This is a genomic window from Streptomyces flavalbus, from assembly GCF_042674625.1.
In the GTDB taxonomy this organism is placed as follows: Bacteria; Actinomycetota; Actinomycetes; order Streptomycetales; family Streptomycetaceae; genus Streptomyces; species Streptomyces flavalbus.
The window spans coordinates 2,049,815-2,071,777 of record NZ_JBHTEB010000001.1; the positions used below are offsets into that span (position 1 = coordinate 2,049,815).

The 21,963-nt window shown below is 71.5% G+C and carries 17 protein-coding genes; 1 reads left to right on the top strand and 16 read right to left on the bottom strand.

Annotated features, from left to right (window positions below; genetic code table 11):
• Positions 1–504 precede the first annotated feature (504 nt).
• On the top strand, positions 505–3,642 hold the full coding sequence (gene ileS, locus ACFQZ6_RS09070; protein ID WP_381606452.1) for an isoleucine--tRNA ligase: 3,138 nt from the start codon (positions 505–507) through the stop codon (positions 3,640–3,642).
• A 166-nt stretch (positions 3,643–3,808) separates the two neighbouring features.
• Here the strand turns inward: ileS and ACFQZ6_RS09075 are convergent, their stop codons facing one another.
• From ACFQZ6_RS09075 to rsmH, 16 genes are all read right to left on the bottom strand, one after another.
• Positions 3,809–4,984, bottom strand: coding sequence for a DivIVA domain-containing protein (locus ACFQZ6_RS09075; RefSeq protein ID WP_381606454.1), 1,176 nt, complete (start codon positions 4,982–4,984; stop codon positions 3,809–3,811).
• A gap of 53 nt (positions 4,985–5,037) precedes the next feature.
• Complete coding sequence (locus ACFQZ6_RS09080) at positions 5,038–5,322, bottom strand: YggT family protein (protein ID WP_033318070.1); 285 nt, start codon at positions 5,320–5,322, stop codon at positions 5,038–5,040.
• Between the two features lie 61 nt (positions 5,323–5,383).
• Positions 5,384–6,025 (bottom strand): cell division protein SepF, encoded by a 642-nt coding sequence (locus ACFQZ6_RS09085; RefSeq protein WP_381606457.1) that lies wholly within the window; start codon positions 6,023–6,025, stop codon positions 5,384–5,386.
• Between the two features lie 129 nt (positions 6,026–6,154).
• Positions 6,155–6,874 (bottom strand): YggS family pyridoxal phosphate-dependent enzyme, encoded by a 720-nt coding sequence (locus ACFQZ6_RS09090; RefSeq protein ID WP_381606459.1) that lies wholly within the window; start codon positions 6,872–6,874, stop codon positions 6,155–6,157.
• A gap of 6 nt (positions 6,875–6,880) precedes the next feature.
• Positions 6,881–7,588 carry a peptidoglycan editing factor PgeF gene (gene pgeF / locus ACFQZ6_RS09095; protein ID WP_381606461.1) on the bottom strand — a complete coding sequence of 236 codons (708 nt, stop codon included), beginning with the start codon at positions 7,586–7,588 and terminating at the stop codon, positions 6,881–6,883.
• Between the two features lie 26 nt (positions 7,589–7,614).
• Complete coding sequence (ftsZ, locus tag ACFQZ6_RS09100; RefSeq protein ID WP_381606463.1) at positions 7,615–8,808, bottom strand: cell division protein FtsZ; 1,194 nt, start codon at positions 8,806–8,808, stop codon at positions 7,615–7,617.
• Between the two features lie 288 nt (positions 8,809–9,096).
• A complete protein-coding gene (locus ACFQZ6_RS09105) occupies positions 9,097–9,900 on the bottom strand; it encodes a cell division protein FtsQ/DivIB (RefSeq protein ID WP_381606465.1) in 804 nt (267 codons plus the stop codon).
• A gap of 28 nt (positions 9,901–9,928) precedes the next feature.
• Positions 9,929–11,026, bottom strand: coding sequence for an undecaprenyldiphospho-muramoylpentapeptide beta-N-acetylglucosaminyltransferase (gene murG / locus ACFQZ6_RS09110; protein WP_381606467.1), 1,098 nt, complete (start codon positions 11,024–11,026; stop codon positions 9,929–9,931).
• Positions 11,027–11,032: 6 nt separating this feature from the next.
• Positions 11,033–12,391 carry a putative lipid II flippase FtsW gene (ftsW, locus tag ACFQZ6_RS09115; RefSeq protein WP_381606469.1) on the bottom strand — a complete coding sequence of 453 codons (1,359 nt, stop codon included), beginning with the start codon at positions 12,389–12,391 and terminating at the stop codon, positions 11,033–11,035.
• Between the two features lie 95 nt (positions 12,392–12,486).
• Positions 12,487–13,905, bottom strand: a complete 1,419-nt coding sequence (murD, locus tag ACFQZ6_RS09120; RefSeq protein WP_381606472.1) for a UDP-N-acetylmuramoyl-L-alanine--D-glutamate ligase — start codon at positions 13,903–13,905, stop codon at positions 12,487–12,489.
• Positions 13,887–14,957: a phospho-N-acetylmuramoyl-pentapeptide-transferase gene (gene mraY / locus ACFQZ6_RS09125; RefSeq protein ID WP_381618164.1), complete on the bottom strand. Its 1,071-nt coding sequence runs from the start codon at positions 14,955–14,957 to the stop codon at positions 13,887–13,889. The genes murD and mraY overlap by 19 nt, the downstream gene beginning before the upstream one ends.
• Entirely contained in the window at positions 14,957–16,363 is a 1,407-nt protein-coding gene (locus ACFQZ6_RS09130; protein ID WP_381606474.1) for a UDP-N-acetylmuramoyl-tripeptide--D-alanyl-D-alanine ligase, read from the bottom strand. The genes mraY and ACFQZ6_RS09130 overlap by 1 nt, the downstream gene beginning before the upstream one ends.
• A 4-nt stretch (positions 16,364–16,367) precedes the next feature.
• On the bottom strand, positions 16,368–18,101 hold the full coding sequence (locus ACFQZ6_RS09135) for a UDP-N-acetylmuramoyl-L-alanyl-D-glutamate--2,6-diaminopimelate ligase (RefSeq protein WP_381606476.1): 1,734 nt from the start codon (positions 18,099–18,101) through the stop codon (positions 16,368–16,370).
• A gap of 24 nt (positions 18,102–18,125) precedes the next feature.
• Positions 18,126–20,081 carry a peptidoglycan D,D-transpeptidase FtsI family protein gene (locus ACFQZ6_RS09140; RefSeq protein ID WP_381606479.1) on the bottom strand — a complete coding sequence of 652 codons (1,956 nt, stop codon included), beginning with the start codon at positions 20,079–20,081 and terminating at the stop codon, positions 18,126–18,128.
• A gap of 5 nt (positions 20,082–20,086) precedes the next feature.
• Positions 20,087–20,779 (bottom strand): septum formation initiator family protein, encoded by a 693-nt coding sequence (locus ACFQZ6_RS09145; protein ID WP_381606480.1) that lies wholly within the window; start codon positions 20,777–20,779, stop codon positions 20,087–20,089.
• A 21-nt stretch (positions 20,780–20,800) separates the two neighbouring features.
• Complete coding sequence (gene rsmH, locus ACFQZ6_RS09150) at positions 20,801–21,757, bottom strand: 16S rRNA (cytosine(1402)-N(4))-methyltransferase RsmH (RefSeq protein WP_381606482.1); 957 nt, start codon at positions 21,755–21,757, stop codon at positions 20,801–20,803.
• Between the last annotated feature and the right edge of the window lie 206 nt (positions 21,758–21,963).

Below are 21,963 nucleotides of genomic sequence, written 5' to 3' on the forward strand. Positions count from 1 at the left end.
TTGCACGCGAATCGTGCTGGGACGATAAATCGACTTCAGCCCCGCGGCAACCGGGCACGCCGCCCGATACGCCCGGCCCGCGACCCCACCGCGACCGACATGCATCCGTTGTGCCCAGCCTTCCGCCGGGTAACCACCCGGCCGCACCGCGCCGAAAACCGGTCGGCCACTGTCCGCGGGGCGCCGTACACTGGGCGGAGCGAGAAGCGTCGATGGGGACGAGTAGCGTCGTACGCAGCCCAGAGCGACCCGGGGACGGTGTGAGCCCGGGGGTGAGCGCGGCGTGAAGATCACCCCGGAGCCGCCGGAAGAAAGCCCGAACACGCACAGTGACGGTGAGTAGACCCGGCATCGCGACCCCAATGAGGGGGCTCACCGGTGCACACCCCGCACCGGAGGGCCAAGGAGGGTGGTACCGCGGGAGCGCGCCGAGACCGGCGCAGGAAGACACAGCTCTCGTCCCTCCGGACGGAAGGCAGCAAGTCCGCCGGAGGAAGCTCGCTGATGACATCGCCTACGTACCGCCAGGTGCCCGCCCAGGTCGACCTGCCCGCCCTCGAGCACGCCGTGCTCGACTTCTGGCGCGAGCAGAAGATCTTCGCCAAGAGCCTGGAGCAGTCCGAGGGTCGCCCCGAATGGGTGTTCTACGAGGGCCCGCCCACCGCCAACGGTATGCCGGGCGCCCACCACATCGAGGCCCGCGTCTTCAAGGACGTCTTCCCCCGCTTCCGCACCATGCGCGGCTACCACGTCGCCCGCAAGGCGGGCTGGGACTGCCACGGCCTCCCGGTGGAGCTGGCGGTCGAGAAGGAGCTGGGCTTCAGCGGCAAGCAGGACATCGAGGCGTACGGCATCGCCGCGTTCAACGACAGGTGCCGCGAGTCCGTGACCCGCCACACCGACGCCTTCGCCGAGCTGACGACCCGCATGGGCTACTGGGTCGACATGGACGAGGCGTACCGCACGATGGACCCCGAGTACATCGAGTCGGTCTGGTGGTCGCTGAAGGAGATCTTCACCAAGGGCCTGCTGGTCCAGGACCACCGCGTCGCCCCCTGGTGCCCCCGCTGCGGCACCGGCCTGTCCGACCACGAGCTGGCCCAGGGCTACGAGACGGTCGTCGACCCGTCCGTCTACGTCCGCTTCCCGCTCACCTCCGGCCCGCTGGCGGGCGAGGCCGCGCTGCTGATCTGGACGACCACGCCGTGGACGCTGGTCTCCAACACCGCGGTCGCCGCCCACCCGGAGGTCACCTACGTCGTCGCGAGCAACGGCGAGGAGAAGCTGGTCGTCGCCGAGCCGCTGGTCGGCAAGGCGCTCGGCGAGGGCTGGGAGCCCACCGGGCAGACCTTCACCGGCGCCGAGATGGAGCGCTGGACCTACCAGCGCCCGTTCGAGCTGGTGGAGTTCCCGGCCGAGGCCCACTTCGTCGTGAACGCCGAGTACGTCACGACGGAGGACGGCACCGGTCTGGTCCACCAGTCCCCCGCCTTCGGTGAGGACGACCTCAAGGTCTGCCGCGCCTACGGCCTGCCCGTGGTGAACCCCGTCCGCCCGGACGGCACCTTCGAGGCGGACCTGCCCCTCGTCGGCGGCGCCTTCTTCAAGAAGGCCGACGAGCAGCTCACCGAGGACCTCGGCGCGCGCGGCCTGCTCTTCAGGCACCTGCCGTACGAGCACAGCTACCCGCACTGCTGGCGCTGCCACACCGCGCTCCTCTACTACGCGCAGCCGTCCTGGTACATCCGCACCACGGCCATCAAGGACCGCCTCCTGGAGGAGAACCAGAACACCAACTGGTTCCCCGACACGGTCAAGAACGGCCGCTACGGCGACTGGCTGAACAACAACATCGACTGGGCGCTCTCCCGCAACCGCTACTGGGGCACCCCGCTGCCCATCTGGCGCTGCGAGGACGACCACCTCACGGTCGTCGGCTCCCGCGCGGAGCTGACCGAGCTGACCGGCACCGACCAGTCCGAACTCGACCCGCACCGCCCGTACATCGACGAGGTCACCTTCGCCTGCCCGAGCTGCGCGAAGACGGCCACGCGCGTGCCGGAGGTCATCGACGCCTGGTACGACTCCGGTTCGATGCCGTTCGCGCAGTGGGGCTACCCGTACAAGAACAAGGACCTGTTCGAGTCCCGCTACCCCGCGCAGTTCATCAGCGAGGCCATCGACCAGACGCGCGGGTGGTTCTACACGCTGATGGCGGTCGGCACCCTGGTCTTCGACAAGTCGTCGTACGAGAACGTCGTCTGCCTCGGGCACATCCTCGCCGAGGACGGCCGGAAGATGTCCAAGCACCTGGGCAACATCCTCCAGCCCATCCCGCTGATGGACCAGCACGGCGCGGACGCGGTGCGCTGGTTCATGGCGGCCGGTGGCTCCCCCTGGGCGGCCCGCAGGGTCGGCCACGGCACCATCCAGGAGGTCGTCCGCAAGACGCTCCTCACGTACTGGAACACGGTCGCCTTCCAGGCCCTTTACGCCCGCACGTCGAACTGGGCGCCCTCCGCGGCCGACCCGGCCCCGGCGGACCGCCCGCTGCTCGACCGCTGGCTGCTGTCCGAACTGCACGCGCTGACCGACCAGGTGACCCAGTCCCTGGAGGCGTACGACACCCAGCGCGCAGGCAAGCTGCTCTCCGCGTTCGTCGACGACCTGTCGAACTGGTACGTACGCCGCTCCCGGCGCCGCTTCTGGCAGGGCGACAAGGCGGCGCTGCGCACCCTGCACGAGGTCGTCGAGACGGTCACGAAGCTGATGGCCCCGCTGACCCCGTTCATCACCGAGCGGGTCTGGCAGGACCTGGTCGTCCCGGTCACGCCCGGGGCGCCGGAGTCGGTGCACCTGTCCTCCTGGCCGGAGGCGGACCTCACCGCCATCGACCCGGAGCTGTCGCGGCAGATGGTGCTGGTGCGCCGCCTGGTGGAGCTGGGCCGGGCCACGCGCGCGGAGTCGGGCGTCAAGACCCGCCAGCCGCTGCGCCGGGCCCTGGTCGCGGCGACGGGCTTCGACGCGCTCTCCCCCGAGCTGCACGCGCAGATCACGGAGGAGCTGAACGTCGAGTCCCTCGCCTCCCTCAGCGAGGTCGGCGGCAGCCTGGTCGACACCACCGCGAAGGCCAACTTCCGGGCGCTGGGCAAGCGGTTCGGCAAGCGCGTCCAGGACGTCGCCAAGGCCGTGGCGAACGCGGACGCGGCGGCGCTCTCCCTCGCCCTGCGCGAGGGCACGGCGTCGGTCGAGGTCGACGGCGAGACGATCACCCTCGCCCCCGACGAGGTCATCATCACGGAGACCCCGCGCGAGGGCTGGTCGGTGGCGTCCGACGCGGGCGCGACGGTCGCCCTCGACCTGGAGATCACCGAGGAGCTGCGCCGCGCCGGTCTCGCCCGGGACGCGATCCGGCTGATCCAGGAGGCCCGCAAGAACAGCGGCCTCGACGTGGCCGACCGGATCGCGCTGCGCTGGACCGCCACGGAGGCGGCGACCGTCGCCGCGCTCACCGAGCACGCGGGCCTGATCGCCGACGAGGTGCTCGCGACGGACTTCGCCCAGGGTGAGGCGGACGACACCTACGGCTCCGCCTTCTCGGACGAGGGTCTGTCGCTGACGTTCCGCCTGCGCAAGGCGTAAGCGGGCGGGGGGCACGGGAAATCCCTTCCCGCGCACCCCGCGTCCCTGCGCACCCCGCGCTTGCGCGATCAACACGGGTAAAAGGGGCGGGCCCCGGATCGGAATCCGGGGCCCGCCCCTTTTGAACGCTGCCGACGCCTACGGCGTACTCCTGGTCATGCGGCCGTCAGTTGTCGTCCTCGTCGATGAGGAACCCGCGCATCGGCGAGGGCGCCTGACCCATCGGGCCCGGACCCTGCGGACGCACCGGCGCCATCGGCTGGGTCATCGCGGGCGACATCTGCTGCTGACCGCCGTAGGACGGAGCGGCCGGAGCCGGACCGCCACTGCCCATGCCCTGGTTGCCGCCGTAGGACGGGGCACCCGCACCGGCCGGAGCCATGGAGGGCGCCGGGGACGGCGGCAGGGAGGCGGCGGCCGGAGTGCGCGGCGGGGCCAGCGAGTCGTCGGCCTGGGTCTCCAGCTGGCGCAGCTGCGACTCCAGGTACGACTTCAGCCGCGTGCGGTACTCGCGCTCGAAGCCGCGCAGGTCCTCGACCTTGCGCTCCAGGGTGGCGCGGGCGGACTCCAGGGAGCCCATCGCGACCCGGTGCTTCTCCTGCGCGTCCCGCTCCAGGGCGTCAGCCTTGGCACGGGCGTCCCGCTCCAGGCCCTCGGCGCGCGAACGGGCCTCGCCGACGATCTTGTTGGCCTCGGCGCGCGCCTCGGCGATCGCCTGGTCGGCGGTCTGCTGGGCGAGCGAGAGCACCCGGGCGGCGCTGTCGCCACCGGGACCCTGACCGGGCATACCGGGGCCGTGTCCCGGACCGCCCATGGGACCGCCCATCGGGCCGGGTCCCATCTGGCCCTGCATCGGGCCCTGGCCCATCGGACCCTGGCCCATCGGACCGGGACCCTGCGGACCCTGCCCACCCGGGCCGGGGGGCAGCTGCGGAGCACCGCTCGGCAGCTGGGGCGGACCACCCATGGGGCCACCCATCTGCTGCTGCGGCGGGCCCGATATCCCGGCGGGGACCGGAGCGCCCGGACCGCCGGGGCCACCGGGTCCGCCCGGACCACCATGGCCGCCAGGCCCACCGGGTCCGCCCGGACCGCGCATACCCTGCTGCGGGTGCTGCTGGTCCTGCTGCTCCGGGGGCTTGCGCATGTTCTGCTGGTTCTGCGCGGCGGCACGCGTCGCCGCGGCCAGCTTGGCGCGCAGGTCCTCGTTCTCCCGGAGCAGGCGGGTCAGTTCGGCTTCGACCTCGTCGAGGAAGGCATCGACCTCGTCCTCGTCATAGCCTTCTCGGAGGCGGACGGTCGTGAACTGCTTGTTCCGCACGTCCTCGGGGGTCAACGGCATCTCTTCACCTCAACGTAGTCGTCGGCATTCGGCAAGACGGTAGGTCACATCGCTCACAGCCGGCTCACCACAGAGATCAGGATGTAGACGATGATCATCAGTACGAAGAAGGACAGGTCGAGCGCCACGCCCCCGAGACGCAGCGGCGGAATGAACCGCCGCAGAAGCTTGAGCGGTGGATCAGTGACAGTGTAGGTGGCCTCCAGAACGACCACCATCGCCTTGCCGGGTTGCCATGAGCGGGCGAACTGGAAGACGTAGTCCATGACCAACCGGAAGATCAGCACGATGAGGAAGCACATCAGCGCGATGTAGACGACATCCAGGACCACGCTCATGACTCGTGCTTCCCTCTCCCCTGTTTCCCGTACTTCTAGGTACTTCTACCGGTCGTGCGTCTCAGCTCTGGTTGAAGAACCCGCCCTCTGCGATGCGGGCCTTGTCCTCCGCCGTGACATCGACGTTAGCAGGCGACAACAGGAACACCTTCTGCGTCACCCGCTCGATGCTGCCGTGAAGACCAAACACCAAACCGGCCGCAAAGTCGACAAGTCGCTTGGCGTCTGTGTCATCCATCTCAGTCAAGTTCATGATCACGGGGGTGCCTTCACGGAAGTGTTCCCCGATGGTACGGGCCTCGTTGTAGGTCCGCGGGTGAAGTGTGGTGATCCGGTAAGGCTCTCGTTCCGACACGACCTTGGGCATGATCACCGGTGCGTTCTTCTCCAGGCTTGCGCGTTCTTGTGTGATGGACGCCACGGGCGCGATGCGCGCCGGACGCCCGGATTCCGCGGCGAGCGAAGCGGAACGGGGTACCGGGTCGCGGGGCGCGGACGGCTGTACGACTCGTACCTCTTCGTCCCTTTGGGACTGATGCGAGCTATGCGACGAATGGGGCGGTTCATGACGCCGGTGGTCCCGCTCGGGCTCCGGGTCGAGTTCCGGTTCGAAGTCGTCATCGGGGTCGAATCCCCGGCCGTCGTACCCATCGTCCTCCACGAGGCCGAGGTAGACCGCCATCTTGCGCATCGCGCCGGCCATGCTCTGAGTCCTCCGCTCTGTGGTGGATCGGCTGACGACTGCCAAGTGCCCGCGATCCACGAGGTCGTTATGCCCGCCTTTCGACGGTAATGACCATATTTTCTGCTGTGGTCCGACTTCTTGGCGACGTTACCCGAGCCTCACGCGGACTCCGAGTACCGCGCTGCCGACGCGCACATGTGTCGCCCCGGCCGCCACGGCCTGCTCAAGGTCCGCACTCATTCCTGCCGAGACCATGTTCGCAGCCGGATGGCTTCCGCGCAGGTGGGTCGACAAATCCATCAACCGCTCGAACGCCGCCTGTTCGCGTCCGGCGTACTCGCCGGTGAGCGGGGCGACGGTCATCAGCCCGTCGAGCCGGAGCCCGTCGGCCGCCGCCACGAGGTCGGCCAACTCTTCGATTCCGCCCGGCGCCACGCCACCGCGCTCACCGCGGGCGCTCTCCCCCGCGTCCAGGGCGACCTGGATCAGGCAGCCGATCTCCCGCCCGGCGCGCACCGCCTCCTTCGACAGCGCGGTCACCAGCCGGGAACGGTCGACGGACTGCACGAGATCGGCGTAACCGACCACGGAACGCACCTTGTTGGTCTGCAACTGGCCCACGAAGTGCCAGGTGAGCGGCAGATCCGCGCACTCGGCAGCCTTCGGGGCGGCGTCCTGGTCGCGGTTCTCCGCGACGTGCCGCACGCCGAGTTCGGCCAGGAACCGCACATCGCTCGCCGGGTAGGTCTTGGTGACCACGATCAGGGTCACCTCGTCGCGGCGGCGCCCGGCGGCGGCGCACGCGGCGGCGATGCGTTCCTCCACTTTCGCGAGGTTCGCCGCGAGTTCGTCCTTACGGTCCGTCATGCCCCATCAGTCCAGCCAGACGTAGCCCGCGAGCCGCCCGGTGGCGCGGTCGCGGCGGTACGAGAAGTGATCGTCCGACTCCAGCGTGCACACCGGCGACTGCTCCCGGTCGCACACCCCGAGCCGGTCGAGCTGCGCGTGCACTCCGGCGGCCACGTCGACCGCGGGCGTGCCCCAGCTCGTGACGGCGTACGCCGCCGGTTCCACGGCGGCCACCTCGGCGCGCATCGCCTCCGGCACCTCGTAGCACCGCCCGCAGACGGCGGGTCCGGTGCGGGCGACGATCCGGGAGGGCTCGGCGCCCAGGTCGGTCATCGCGCGTAGCGCCGCCGGGACGACGCCCGCGACCAGGCCGGGACGGCCCGCGTGCGCCGCGGCGACGACGCCCGCGACGGGGTCGGCGAGCAGGACGGGCACGCAGTCGGCGGTGAGGACGGCGAGCGCGAGCCCCCGCTCGGTGGTGACGAGCGCGTCGACCTCGGGGACGGGGCGCTCGCCCCAGGGTCCGTCGACCACCGCGACCTCGGCGCCGTGCACCTGGTTCATCCAGACCACCCGGCCCGGGTCCAGGTCCAGCGACTTGGCGGCGAGTTCGCGGTTGGCGCGCACGGCGGCGGGGTCGTCACCGACCGCGCCGCCGAGGTTCAGCTCCTCGTACGGAACGGCGCTCACCCCGCCCCACCGGTCGGTGAAGGCGAAGTGCGCGCCGTTCACGGTGCTCTTACCGGAGCGCTTTCCTATCACTTCAGGAAGTCCGGAACGTCCAGTTCCTCGGCCGCGCTGTCCGTGTAGCTGCGCGACGGCGGCACCGGCGGCTGGGACTGGAGGTCGCTCACCGGCTCGGGGGCGGGCTCCGGCTCCTCCTTCGGCTTGACGCTGCCGAGCGCGCCGAAGGTGGGGCGGCTCTCCGGGGCGGGCCGGACCGGCGTGGGCTCCTCGCGCTTGGCGGTGGCGGAGCCGAGAACGGTGTCCCGCTTCGACGGGGGCTGGCCGCCGTCGAACCCGGCGGCGATCACGGTGACCCGGACCTCGTCGCCGAGGGCGTCGTCGATGACCGCGCCGAAGATGATGTTGGCCTCGGGGTGGGCGGCCTCGCTGACGAGCTGGGCGGCCTCGTTGATCTCGAACAGGCCGAGGTCGGAGCCGCCGGAGATGGAGAGCAGCACCCCGCGGGCGCCGTCGATGGAGGCTTCGAGCAGCGGCGAGGAGATCGCCATCTCGGCGGCGGCCACCGCGCGGTCGTCGCCGCGGGCCGAGCCGATGCCCATCAGGGCGGAACCGGCCTCGGACATGACCGACTTGACGTCGGCGAAGTCGAGGTTGATCAGGCCGGGCGTGGTGATGAGGTCGGTGATGCCCTGGACACCGGAGAGCAGGACCTGGTCCGCCGACTTGAAGGCGTCGAGGACGGAGACCTGGCGGTCGGAGATGGACAGCAGCCGGTCGTTGGGGATGACGATGAGGGTGTCGACCTCTTCGCGCAGCTCCGCGATGCCGTCCTCGGCCTGGTTGGCGCGGCGCCGCCCCTCGAAGGTGAACGGGCGGGTGACCACGCCGATGGTGAGGGCGCCGAGGGAGCGGGCGATGTTCGCCACGACGGGCGCGCCGCCGGTGCCGGTGCCGCCCCCCTCACCGGCCGTCACGAAGACCATGTCGGCCCCCTTGAGGACCTCCTCGATCTCCTCGCGGTGGTCCTCGGCGGCCTTGCGGCCGACGGCCGGGTTGGCTCCGGCGCCGAGTCCGCGGGTGAGTTCCCGGCCGACGTCGAGCTTGACGTCGGCGTCGCTCATCAACAGGGCTTGCGCGTCGGTGTTGATGGCGATGAACTCGACGCCCTTGAGACCGACCTCGATCATCCGGTTGATGGCATTGACACCACCGCCGCCGACACCGATGACTTTGATGACTGCGAGGTAGTTCTGCGGTGCTGCCACGTCGAAGGCCTCTCGCCTCGAGTTACGTGCCGCCGAATCACCGGGACGCGCTGCGCCCCGCGATGCGACGACTGATGCCGAATGGGACGGTCCGTAGTGCCGACCCGAACCCTAACGCTGAAGTTTAGGGTTACCAGTGTGTCTGTTCCCTGGAGTCTTCTGAACAGGACACTAAGTCGACAAGTGGCGCACGTTCAACGAACACGCCGAACCTCCCGTTTTTCTTTTCACCCTATGTGATCAGGCGTAGCGCTGCCCAACCAGGGTGCTGGCCTGCGCGGATGTGCGTCAACTCCCCGATGACGCCGGGGCGGTGGGAACACTCACGTCGAAGTGCCGGGCACCGGGCGCGGCTTTCATCAGGGCGGTGAGCGCGCGGGCCTTCGCGGCGCCCTTCTCGGAACTCCCCCAGGCGACGGTCCGGCCGCCGTCCAGCTCCAGCGAGATGGCGTCGTAGGAACGGACCTTGACGGTACGGGTGTCCCGGGCGACCCCGGCCGGGAGGGCGGCCACGGTCCGGACCGCCTCGCGCACCAGGCGGCCCTCGCCGAAGCGGCGCAGGCTGGCTCCGGCCGAACCGGAGCGGGACGGCGCCAATTCCAGCACGGGAACGTCTTTGATGGCCCGTGAAACCGTGGCGAATCGGACACCTTCCTTGTCCACTTCCACGAATCCGCCCGCATTGTCGGGATTTTCCATCAGCAGGACGGGAGTGCGCTCGACGACTTTCAGCCCGATTCCATGGGGCCAGGAACGGACCACGTCAACCGCGTCAATTCGGGGCAATTTCCTGCGGAGTCGTGTCTCGATCGCCCCGGTGTCGAGGGAGGCCAGCGGCGCCCCGAGCGGGACGTCGGCGGCCTCGCGCACCTGCGCGGGCGTCAGCACGCGCGTCCCGGAGACGGTCACCCACTCCACGCGCAGCCACGAGGAGCCGTACAGCACCCAGCCGCCGCCCGCGCCGAGCAGGACCAGGGCGAGCGCCAGGATGATGATCGTACGAGGCTTCGGCGGCCTCAGCCGCCGGGCGGGAGGCGGGCCGGACGGTTCCTGCTCACGTACCCCGCGTTCGGCGGCGGTGGGTCCGGCCACGCTTCCTGCCCTCTTCCGTCGTGCGTGCCTAGCGGCGTGCGCGGCTGGCGGCGATCGCCTCGTACACCATGCCGACGAGGAGGTCGTCGGCGTCCCGGCGGCCGAACTCGCCCGCGGCGCGGGACATCTCGTACAGCCGGTGCGGGTCGGCCAGCACGGGCAGGACGTTCTCCCGCACCCACTCCGGGGTGAGTTCCGCGTCGTCGACCAGCAGCCCGCCGCCCGCCTTCACCACCGGCTGGGCGTTCAGCCGCTGTTCGCCGTTGCCGATGGGCAGCGGGACGTAGGCGGCCGGGAGTCCGACGGCGGAGAGTTCGGCGACGGTCATCGCGCCCGCGCGGCAGAGCATCATGTCGGCCGCGGCGTACGCGAGGTCCATCCGGTCCAGGTAACTTACCGGGATGTACGGGGGCATCCCCGGCATCTGGTGCACCTGCGGCAGTTCGTTCTTCGGGCCGACGGCGTGCAGGATCTGGATACCGGCCTGCTGGAGCCAGGGCGCGACCTGCTGCACGACCTCGTTCAGGCGCCGGGCCCCCTGGGAGCCGCCGGAGACCAGCAGGGTCGGCAGGTTCGGGTCGAGGCCGAACGCGGCGCGCGCCTCGGGGCGTACGGCGGCGCGGTCCAGGGTGGCGATGGAGCGGCGCAGCGGGATGCCGATGTAGCGGGCGCCCCGCAGCTTGCTGTCGGGCGTGGAGACGGCGACCTGGGCGGCGTACCGGGAGCCGATCTTGTTGGCGAGGCCGGGGCGGGCGTTGGCCTCGTGGATGACGATCGGCACGCCGAGCCGCTTGGCGGCCAGGTAGCCGGGGAGCGCGACGTAGCCGCCGAAGCCGACCACGGCGTCCGCCTTGGTGCGCTCCAGGATCTGCTCGGCCGCCTTGATGGTGCCGCGCAACCGGCCCGGGACGGTGATCAGCTCGGGGGTCGGCTTGCGGGGCAGCGGCACCGCGGGGATCAGCGCCAGCTCGTAGCCCCGCTCCGGCACCAGCCGGGTCTCCAGCCCGCGCTCCGTGCCCAGGGCCGTGATCCCCACGGTCGGGTCCTGCCTGCGCAGGGCGTCCGCGAGGGCGAGCGCTGGCTCGATGTGGCCGGCGGTCCCCCCACCGGCGAGTACGACATGCACCGAAATTCACCGCTCTCCGGACGAGCGCGCCGGGGCGCGCCGTCGCATCGTGTTCCATCTCCGGGGGCTCCGTTCCGAACCCGGTCCCCCAGCCCCCCGCTTTCTACCAAAGCGGGGTTGCCGCATCGCAAGCGCCGCCCGCGCAGCGGGTTCGTCCCGTGCGAAGGCGATCAGCAACCCGATGGCGAACATGGTCGGCAGCAGGGCGGATCCCCCGTAGGAGAACAGCGGGAGCGGGACACCGGCGATCGGCAGCAGGCCGAGCACCGCACCGATGTTGATCACGGCCTGGGCCGTGATCCAGGTGGTCACGCCTCCCGCGGCGTACCTCACGAAGGGGTCCTCCGTGCGTCCGGCCACGCGGATACCCGCATAGCCTAGAGCGGCGAAGAGGGCGAGCACCGACAGCGTCCCCGCCAGACCCAGCTCCTCACCGGTGACGGCGAAGATGAAGTCGGTGTGCGCTTCAGGGAGTTGGCCCCATTTTTCCACACTCGCCCCGAGTCCGGAACCGAACAGTCCGCCGGAGGCGAGGGCGTAGATGCCGTGCACGGCCTGCCAGCAGGAGCCGTCCTCGCCCATCTCGGTGGCGCCGATGCAGGCGAACCGGTCGAGGCGGTTGGCGTTGGTCTGGATCAGCACCGCCCCGAGCACCCCGGCGACGGCGAGCACGCCGACGAACAGCCGGGTGGGGGCGCCCGCCAGCCACAGCAGGCCGAACAGGATCGCCGTCAGGATGATCGCCGTACCCATGTCGCCGCCGAGCATGATCAGGCCCAGCAGCATGAAGGCGACCGGGACCAGCGGCACCAGCATGTGCTTCCACTGCGTGAGCAGCTTCTTGTCCTGCTTGCGGGCGAGCAGGTCGGCGCCCCACAGCACCAGCGCCAGCTTGCCGAACTCGCTCGGCTGGAGCTGGAAGGGGCCGCCGACGGAGATCCAGTTCTGGTTGCCGTTGACCGCGTGCCCTATCCCCGGCACCTGCACAAGGGCCATCAAAAACACGGCTCCGGCGAGGATCGGGTAGGCCAGCGCCCGGTGCAGCTTCACCGGCATCCGGGAGGCGGCGTACAGGAGCACGGTGCCGAGCACGGCGGCCAGCAACTGCTTGCGGAAGAAGTAGGAGCCGCCCAGCGACATCTGCAGGGCGGTGATCTGGGAGGCCGAGTAGACCATCACCAGACCCAGCACGGTGATCAGCAGGCTGCCGCCGAGGATCAGGTAGTACGCCGTCAGCGGCCGGTCCCAGGCGCGGCGCGCGCGGGTGGTCAGCCGGACGAACGGGTTCTCGCGCGGGGTGCGCGGTACGGCGGGGCGACGCGGGGCCCGCTGGACGGGCGGGCGGCCGGTGCGGCTACCGGGCACGGGTGCCTCCGGTGTACGCCGGTTCCGGCCGGGTCGGCGTCATGCGCTTCGCGCGTCCCACGGTCCCTCCCAAGGTCGCCCGGCAGGCGGCCGGGTCAGGCGCCGAGTTCGCGAACCGCCTCCGCGAACGCGTCACCGCGCTGGTTGTAGTTGGTGAACATGTCCATGGAGGCGCAGGCGGGGGCCAGCAGCACCGTGTCGCCCGGCTCCGCGAGCCGCCGCGCCTCCCGCACCGCCTGGAGCATCGCCCCAGTGTCGGTCCGGTCGACGTCGACGACGGGTACTTCGGGCGCGTGTCGCGCCAGGGCCTCGCGGATGAGCGCGCGGTCGGCGCCGATGAGGACGACGCCGCGCAGCCGCCTGGCCGAGCGGGCGACCAGTTCGTCGAAGGTGGCGCCTTTGGCGAGCCCGCCCGCGATCCACACGATGGGCTCGTAGGCCGCCAACGACGCCTCGGCGGCGTGGGTGTTGGTGGCCTTGGAGTCGTCGACGTAGGCGACGCCGTCCACGTCCGCGACGTGCGCGATGCGGTGGGCGTCCGGCCGGAAGGCCCGCAGTCCGTCGCGTACGGCGGTGGCGGGCACCCCGAAGGCGCGGGCGAGGGCCGCCGCCGCGAGGGCGTTGGCGATGTTGTGCGGGGCGGGCGGGTTGACGTCGGAGACCTCGGCCAGCTCCTGGGCGCTGGTGTGCCGGTCCTCGACGAAGGCGCGGTCGACCAGGACGCCGTCCACGACGCCGAGTTGGGAGGGCGCCGGGGTGCCGAGGGTGAAGCCGACGGCGCGGCAGCCCTCCTCGACGTCCGCCTCGCGCACCAGGTCCTCGGTGGCTTTGTCGGCCACGTTGTAGACGCAGGCGACGCGGTTGCCCTCGTAGATCCGGCCCTTGTCCCTGGCGTACGCCTCCATCGAGCCGTGCCAGTCGAGGTGGTCGGGGGCGAGGTTCAGGACGGCGGCGGAGTGGGCGCGCACGGAGGGCGCCCAGTGGAGCTGGTAGCTGGACAGCTCCACGGCCAGGACGTCGTACGGCTCGTCGCCGAGTACGGCGTCCAGGAGGGAGACGCCGATGTTGCCGACGGCGGCGGTGCGCAGGCCCGCCGCCGTCAGGATCGACGCGAGCATCTGGACGGTGGTGGTCTTGCCGTTGGTGCCGGTGACCGCGAGCCAGGGGGCGGCGTCCGGGCCGCGCAGCCGCCACGCCAGCTCGACGTCGCCCCAGACGGGGACGCCCGCCTCGGCCGCCGCGGTGAACAGCGGCTTGTCGGGGCGCCAGCCGGGCGCGGTGACGATCAGCTCGGTGCCCTCGGGCAGGGAAGCGCCGTCGCCGAGGCGGACGGTGACGCCGAGCGCCTCCAGGTCGGCGGCCTGCGCCCGTGCCCGCTCGTCGGCGCCGTCGTTGACGACGGTGACGTGCGCGCCGCGGGCGTGCAGCACCTTGGCCGCCGGGACGCCGGAGACGCCGAGCCCGGCGACGGTGACGCGCTTGCCCTGCCAGTTGGTCACTTGTCCGCTGCCCATCCCGCGTAGAAGAGGCCCAGTCCGACGATCACACAGATGCCCTGGATGATCCAGAAGCGGACCACGATCAGGACCTCGGACCAGCCCTTGAGTTCGAAGTGGTGCTGGAGTGGCGCCATCCGGAAGACCCGCTTGCCGGTCATCCGGAACGAGCCGACCTGGATGACCACCGACATGGTGATCAGCACGAACAGGCCGCCCAGGATGGCGAGCAGCAGCTCGGTGCGGGAGCAGATCGCCAGGCCCGCGAGGACGCCGCCGAGGGCGAGCGAACCGGTGTCGCCCATGAAGATCTTGGCCGGGGAGGTGTTCCACCACAGGAAGCCCAGGCAGGCGCCCATCAGCGCCGCGGAGACCACCGCGAGGTCCAGCGGGTCGCGCACCTCGTAGCAGGCGCCGGGGTTGGTCAGCGTCAGCGCGTTGGCGCAGGACTCCTGGAACTGCCACACGCCGATGAAGGTGTAGGCGCCGAAGACCAGCACGGAGGCGCCGGTCGCCAGACCGTCCAGACCGTCGGTCAGGTTCACGCCGTTGGACATCGCCAGGATCATGAACAGCGCCCAGACGACGAACAGCACCGGGCCGATCGTCCAGCCGAAGTCGGTGATGAACGACAGCTTGGTGGAGGCCGGGGTGTTGCCGCGGTTGTCGGCGAACTGCAGCGACAGCACCGCGAAGCCGATGCCGACGATGAGCTGGCCCGCCATCTTCGCCTTGGCCCGCAGGCCCAGCGAACGCCGCTTGACGATCTTGATGTAGTCGTCCAGGAAGCCGACCAGGCCCATGCCCGCCATCAGTCCGAGGACCAGCAGACCGGAGAAGGTCGGCGGGTAGCCGGTGATGAGCTTGCTCAGGAAGTAGGCGGCGATCGTCGCCAGGATGAACGCGATACCGCCCATGGTCGGCGTACCGCGCTTGGCGTGGTGCTCGCGCGGGCCGTCGTCGCGGATGTACTGGCCGTACCCCTTGCGGGCCAGCAGCTTGATCAGCAGCGGGGTGCCGATCAGCGTCAGGAACAGGCCAATGACTCCCGCGAACAGGATCTGCTTCATCATCGGGCTGCGACCTCACCCTCGGCACCGGTCTCCAGCAGCGCCTGGGCAACGCCTTCGAGACCGACCGAACGGGACGCCTTCACGAGCACGACGTCCCCCGGGCGCAACTCGCTGCGCAACAGGTCGACCGCCGCCTGTGCGTCGGACACGTGCACCGACTCCTCACCCCACGAACCCTCGTTATATGCGCCCAGTTGCAGCCAGGCGGCTTCCCTACCGCCGACCGCGACGAGCTTGCTGACGTTGAGTCGGACGGCGAGCCGTCCGACCGCGTCGTGCTCGGCGAGCGCCTCGTCCCCCAGCTCGGCCATCTTGCCGAGCACCGCCCACGTACGGCGCCCCTTGCCCATCGCGGCCAGCGCACGCAGCGCCGCTCGCATGGACTCGGGGTTCGCGTTGTAGGCGTCGTTGACGACCGTCACGCCGTCCGGGCGCTCGGTGACCTCCATCCGCCAGCGGGAGAGGGAGCCCGCCTCGGAGAGCGCGGTGGCGATCTCTTCCGCGGACATGCCCAGCTCATGGGCGACGGCGGCCGCGGCGAGCGCGTTCGACACGTGGTGCTCACCGTACAGGCGCATGGTCACGTCACTGCACCCGGAGGGTGTGTGAAGGCTGAAGGAGGGCTGTCCGCTGTCCGTGAGTCGTACGTTCTCGGCGCGTACGTCCGCTTCGTCGGCCTCACCGAAGAGGAGCACCTTCGCCTTCGTACGGGACGCCATGGCGCGTACGAGGGGGTCGTCGGCGTTGAGGACCGCCGTACCGTCTTCTGGAAGCGCCTCCACGAGTTCGCCCTTGGCCTGCGCGATCTGCTCCCGGCCGCCGAACTCCCCGATGTGGGCGCTGCCGACGTTGAGCACCAGGCCGATCCGAGGGGGCGTCAGGCCGGTCAGGTAGCGGATGTGGCCGATGCCGCGGGCGCCCATCTCCAGGACGAGGAAGCGCGTCTCCTCGGTGGCGCTGAGCGCGGTCAGCGGGAGCCCGATCTCGTTGTTCAACGATCCCGGGGTGAACACCGTGGGCGCCTTGCGCCGCAGCACCTGCGCGATGAGGTCCTTGGTGCTGGTCTTGCCCGCGGAGCCGGTCAGCGCGACCAGGGTCGCGCCGAGCCGCCGGACGACCTCACGCGCGAGCGCGCCGAGGGCCGTCTGGACGTCGTCCACGACGATCGCGGGCACGTCGACGGGACGGGTCGCGAGGACGGCCACCGCCCCCGCCTCCACCACCTGCCGTGCGAAGTCGTGGCCGTCGACGCGTTCCCCGGCGAAGGCGACGAAGAGGCTGCCTGGCTCCACCTCGCGGGAGTCCCGGACGACCGGTCCGGTGACGCGCACCGACGGATCCGGTATGTCGTGCGTCTGCCCGCCGACGACTGCTGCGATCTCGGCGAGAGAGAGGGCGATCACAAGTTCATCCCTGGGTCTGCTGGATTGCTTCCCGAAGCACCTGGCGGTCGTCGAACGGACGGACCACCCCGGCGATGTCCTGGCCCTGCTCGTGGCCCTTGCCCGCGACCAGCACGGTGTCCCCGGGCCGGGCGCGGGCCACCGCGGCGGCGATCGCGGCGGCCCGGTCCTCGAACAGGACCACCTCGCCGCGCTCGTGCGCGGGCACCGCCGCGGCGCCCTGGAGCATGGCGGCGAGGATCGCCAGCGGGTCCTCGGAACGCGGGTTGTCGGAGGTCAGTACGGCCGTGTCGGCGAGCCGGGCCACGGCGGCGCCCATGGGGGCGCGCTTGGTGGTGTCACGGTCGCCGCCGCAGCCGAGCACGACGTGCACCCGGCCCTCGGTGACCTTGCGCAGCGCGCGCAGCACCGATTCGACGGCGTCGGTCTTGTGGGCGTAGTCCACGACCGCGAGGTACGGCTGTCCGGCGTCCACCCGCTCCAGGCGGCCCGGCACCCCGGGCACCGCGGCGATGCCGTCGGCGGCGGTCTGCGGGTCGAGCCCGGCCGCGGCGAGGGCGACCAGCGCGGCGAGGGTGTTGGCCACGTTGAACGGGCCCGGCAGCGGCGAGGTGGCGCTGATCCGCTGCCCCTCGGGGCCGACCGCCGTGAACGGCGAGTCCAGCGGCCCGACCCGGACGTCCTCGGCGCGCCAGTCGGCGTCGGGGTGGCCCTCGGCGGAGAAGGTGACCACCGGGACGGTGGCCTCCTTGGCGAGCCTGCGGCCGTACTCGTCGTCGACGTTGACCACGCCGAGCCTGCTGCGTTCCGGCGTGAAGAGCTGTGCCTTGGCCCGGAAGTAGTCCTCCATGTCGGAGTGGAACTCCATGTGCTCCGGGCTGAGGTTGGTGAACACCCCGATGTCGAAGACACAGCCGTCGACCCGGCCGAGGACCAGGGCGTGGCTGGAGACCTCCATCGCGACCGCCTCGACGCCGCGCTCACGCATCACGGCGAACAGGGCCTGGAGGTCGGTGGCTTCGGGGGTGGTGCGCTCGGACTTGATGCGCTCCTCGCCGATGCGCGTCTCCACGGTGCCGATGAGGCCGGTGTGGTGCGCGGTGCGCAGGCCGCCCTCGACGAGGTAGGCGGTGGTGGTCTTGCCCGAGGTGCCGGTGATGCCGATCTGGAGCAGTCCGTCGCCGGGGTGGCCGTAGATGGTGGCGGCCAGTTCGCCCATCCGCGCGCGCGGGTCGTCGACGACAAGGACCGGGAGTCCGGTGGCGGCGGCGCGGTCGGCGCCCGCCGGGTCGGTCAGGACGGCGGTCGCGCCGAGCCCCGCGGCCTGGGTGACGAAGTCGGCGCCGTGCGCGCGGGCGCCGGGCAGGGCGGCGTACAGGTCACCGGGGCGCACCGCGCGGGAGTCGTGGGTGATGCCCGTGACGCCGGGGGTGCCCGGGGCGTCGGGGGTGCCCGGGGCGTCGGGTGACGGTGGGGCGGTGTTCGCTGGTGCGGTACTCGGTGGCGCGGTGCTCGGTGGTGCGGTGACACCCAACTGCTCGGCCAGTTCCGCGAGGGGTGTGGCGGAGACCGAGGCCGGTCGCGGCGGGCCCGGATAGGTCACGGGACCGCCCTTCTGGGTGGTTTGGGACTGATCAGCGTGTGGCACGGCGGTGAGCGTACCGGGCGCACCCGCCTCGGAGCTAAAAAGGCGCCGGGGCGTGCCCTGGTTCCCGGAGTCGGGGGTGATCGTGGTCACGGGTGGTTCCTGGGGCTCGGACGATCATGGCTGGAAGGTGACGGGCAGCTTCGCGGGCGGGGCCCCGGTGGGCGGGACCTGGAGGGACTTCAGGGCGAACTCCATGACCTGCTTGTAGATGGGTCCGCAGATCTGTCCGCCGAAGTAGCTGCCCTCGGTGGCGTTCTGGATGGCGCAGTAGACGGTGACGCGGGGGTTGTCCGCGGGCGCGAACCCGGCGAAGGAGGACGTGTAGCCGCGGTACTTGCCGGTGTCCGGATCCACTCGGTTGGCGGTGCCGGTCTTGCCCGCGACGCGGTAGCCGGGGATGCGGGCCTTGGTGCCGGTGCCCTCCTCGTCGTCCACGACCGACTCCAGCATCCTGGCGAGCGTCTTCGCCGTCTTCTCGCTCACCACCCGGGTCTTCTTCGGTTCCGGCGCGGGGGTGAAGCGGCCGTCGGGGCCCTTCGTGCCGCGCACCAGGGTGGGTTCGACGCGGACGCCGCCGTTGGCGATGGTGGAGTACACGGACGCCGCCTGCATGGCGTTGATGGAGACGCCCTGCCCGAACGGGATCGTGAACTGCTGGGAGGTCGACCACTGGTCGGGCGGCGCGAGGATGCCCTTCGTCTCCCCGGGGAAGTCGAGCCCGGTGTAGCCGCCGAGGCCGAACTTGCGCAGGTAGGAGTAGAGGATCTCGTTGCTCTGGGCCTGGTTTTCGCCGAGCTGGCCGACCGCGAGGATGGTGCCGATGTTGCTGGACTTGGCGAGCACCCCGTTCAGCGTCAGGTACCAGGTCTCGTGGTCGATGTCGTCCCGGAAGAGCCGGTCGCCGCGGTGCAGCCGGTTGGGCACGACGACGTGCGTCTCCGGCGTGGCGGCGCCCTCTTCGAGGACGGCGGCCATCGACATCAGCTTGGCGGTGGAGCCGGGCTCGTAGGCGTCCTGGAGGGCCGCGTTGCCCATCGCGGTGGCGTCGGCCTGGGAGAGGTCGTTGGGGTCGAAGCCGGGCGAGTTCGCCATGGCGAGGATCTCGCCGGTGCGGGTGTCCTGGACGATGACGTAGCCGCGGTCCGCCTTGGACTTCTCCACCTGCTCGGCGATGGCGTTCTGCGCGGCCCACTGGATGTCCCGGTCGATGGTCAGCTCGACGTCGGAGCCGGGCACGGCGGGCGTCTCGCGCGAGCCGACCGTGGGCACCTGGTAGCCGCCGGACTGCGCGTAGCGGACCTCTCCGGGCTTCCCGGCGAGCACCTTGTTCAACTGCTGCTCGATGCCGCCGCCGCCCTTGCCCTCGGCGTTGACCCAGCCCAGTATCCCGGCGGCGAGTTCGCCGTTGGGGTACACGCGCTTGCTGCTGGGGTCGGAGAAGACGCCCGCGAGGACGTTGACGGCGGAGTCGTCGTGCTCCGCCTTCTTGGTGAGCGCGGTCTTCAGGTCCTTGATCTGCTTCCAGACCTCGGGGGTCTGACGGCGGGCCAGCAGCACGTACCGGGTGTTCCTGGTACGCAGCTTCTCCGCGATCGCGTCCTGCTCCGCGCCGAGGATCGGGGCGAGGAGCGCCGCCGCCTGCTCGGGGCCGTCACCGATCCCCAGCTCCTCGCGCGTGAACATCGTCGGGTCGGCCGTGATGTCCTCGGCGTCGTCGCTGGTGGCCAACGCGACACCGGTGCGGTCGGTGATCTGGCCGCGCTCGGCGGCCAGGGTGTGCACGACGTACCGGTTCTGCTCGGCCTTGGCGGCGTACGCGCTCGCGTCGACGGCCTGCACCTGGAGCAGCCGCACGGTGAACACCAGGAGGACGACGGTCAGTCCGAGCCCGACCATGCGCAGCCGGGGGCGCGGGCTGCCGAGCCGCAGCGCGGGCGGGGCGGCGGGGCCGCGGGACGGCGCGGGGCGGCGGGCCGGTCGGGCGCCGGGCCCGGGGCGCTGCCGCCCGCCGGGGCGGACGGGCCGGGCGGGGCCTGGCACCCGGCGACGCGGCGGTTCCCTGTCGGTCACTTCCGTCACCTGCCGGGGGTTGTCGGGGTCGGGGTGGGCTCGTGGGGGGTGCCGGGGGGCGTTCCGTAGGGGGTCGGGGGCGCGGCGGTCCCGGGGACGGGGGCTCCTTGGGGTTGCGGCGCGGTCGGGGCCTCCGGCGCTCCCTGCGGCTGCGGCGCGGTCTGGGGTTCCGGTGCGGTCTGCGGTTCCGAGGTGCCCTCAGGCCCGGCCTGCCCCGCGTCGGTCTCATCCTCCGTACCCGGCGCCTCCGTCGCCCCCGTGGGCATCGCCTCCGGAGCCAGCACCAGTGGGCTGTAGCGGGCGCCCCGGGCCGGGGTCGGGACGCCCTTGACCGTGCCGTCGGGGTTGAGGAACGCCGGATCGCCGCCGGGCACCATGCCCAGCTCACGGGCGCGGCGCTGGAGCGCGGCGGGAGCGGCGTAGGCGTCGATGTCGCGGCGCAGCGACTGCTCCTCGTCGGTGAGTTCCTTGGTCTCCCGCTTCAGGTCGTCCAGCTTGAACGTGCCCTCGCTGAGCGCCGAGTTCAGCAGCAGCAGCCCGATCAGCCCCCCGCCGAGGAGGACGACGACGAGCAGCACGAACGGCGTCCTGGCCGCCTGTGTCCCGCCCCGGCCCCGGCCGGGCCCCTGCCCGGGCCCGGTCGGGAAGAGCCGGGCGAGCCGCGCCGCGCGCCCCTTCAGCTCGGGTCTCCTAGCCACGCGCCCTCCCCCGTGTCCGGCTCACTCGACGTCCTCCCTGATGCGCTGGGCCGCGCGCAGTCGCGCCGGGGCCGCCCGGCGGTTGGCGGCGACCTCCTCCTCGGTGGGAAGTTCGGCACCGCGCGTGAGCAGCTTGAGCCGGGGCTGGTAGCGCTCGGGGACGACGGGCAGGCCGGGCGGAGCGGTGGTGGCGGCCCCGGCCGCGAAGACCTGCTTGACCAGCCGGTCCTCCAGCGAGTGGTACGACAGCACGGCGATCCGCCCGCCCACCTCAAGCGCTCTCACCGCCGCCGGGACGGCCCGTTCGAGCACCGACAGCTCGCCGTTGACCTCGATCCGCAGGGCCTGGAAGGTGCGCTTGGCCGGGTTGCCGCCGGTGCGCTTGGCGGCCTGCGGGAGCGCGTCGCGGATCAGCTCCACCAGCCGCGCGCTGTTGCCGAACGGCTCCTTGTCGCGCTCGCGCACGATCGCGGCGACGATCCGCTTGGCCTGCTTCTCCTCGCCGTACGCGCGCAGGATGCGGACCAGTTCGCCGGGCGGGTAGGTGTTGAGGACCTCGGCGGCGCTGATGCCGGTCGTCTGGTCCATGCGCATGTCGAGGGGGGCGTCCTGGGCGTAGGCGAAGCCGCGGTCGGCCTCGTCGAGCTGCATGGAGGAGACGCCGAGGTCGAACAGGACGCCCGCCACGCGCGGGACGCCCAGCCGCCCGAGCACCTCGGGCAGCTCGTCGTAGACGGCGTGCGCCAGGGTGGCCCGCTCACCGAAGGGCGCGAGCCGCTCGGCGGAGAGCCGCAGCGCCTCCTTGTCGCGGTCCAGGGCGACGAGCCGGGCCTCGGGGAAGCGGGTGAGCAGGGCCTCGCTGTGCCCGCCGAGCCCGAGGGTGCAGTCGACGACGACCGCGCCGGGGCGCTCCAGGGCGGGGGCCAACAGGTCCAGGCACCGCTGGAGCATCACCGGGACGTGTCGACTGTCGCTCAAGGGGGCCTCTCAGGTCCGGCGTGCCGGTACGCACCGCCGGGTCCCCGCCCGCTCGTGAACGGGAGCCCTGCCTGCGCCGTACGCGGCGCGCACGCGGGGAGATCTCCGGAACGCCGCCGGGGTCTCGGGGGGATCAGTCCAGCGGGGAGGACCTCGCCTCCCGCTTCGCGTCACTTTAGTCCACCCTGTCTCGCGGTCAATCAACC

Bases quoted from the DNA above. Each gene is read 5' to 3' on its own strand.
- ileS (WP_381606452.1), top strand. From the start codon at position 505: ATGACATCGCCTACGTACCGCCAGGTGCCCGCCCAGGTCGACCTGCCC.
- ACFQZ6_RS09075 (WP_381606454.1), bottom strand. From the start codon at position 4,984: ATGCCGTTGACCCCCGAGGACGTGCGGAACAAGCAGTTCACGACCGTC.
- ACFQZ6_RS09080 (WP_033318070.1), bottom strand. From the start codon at position 5,322: ATGAGCGTGGTCCTGGATGTCGTCTACATCGCGCTGATGTGCTTCCTC.
- ACFQZ6_RS09085 (WP_381606457.1), bottom strand. From the start codon at position 6,025: ATGGCCGGCGCGATGCGCAAGATGGCGGTCTACCTCGGCCTCGTGGAG.
- ACFQZ6_RS09090 (WP_381606459.1), bottom strand. From the start codon at position 6,874: ATGACGGACCGTAAGGACGAACTCGCGGCGAACCTCGCGAAAGTGGAG.
- murD (WP_381606472.1), bottom strand. From the start codon at position 13,905: ATGGGCAGCGGACAAGTGACCAACTGGCAGGGCAAGCGCGTCACCGTC.
- mraY (WP_381618164.1), bottom strand. From the start codon at position 14,957: ATGAAGCAGATCCTGTTCGCGGGAGTCATTGGCCTGTTCCTGACGCTG.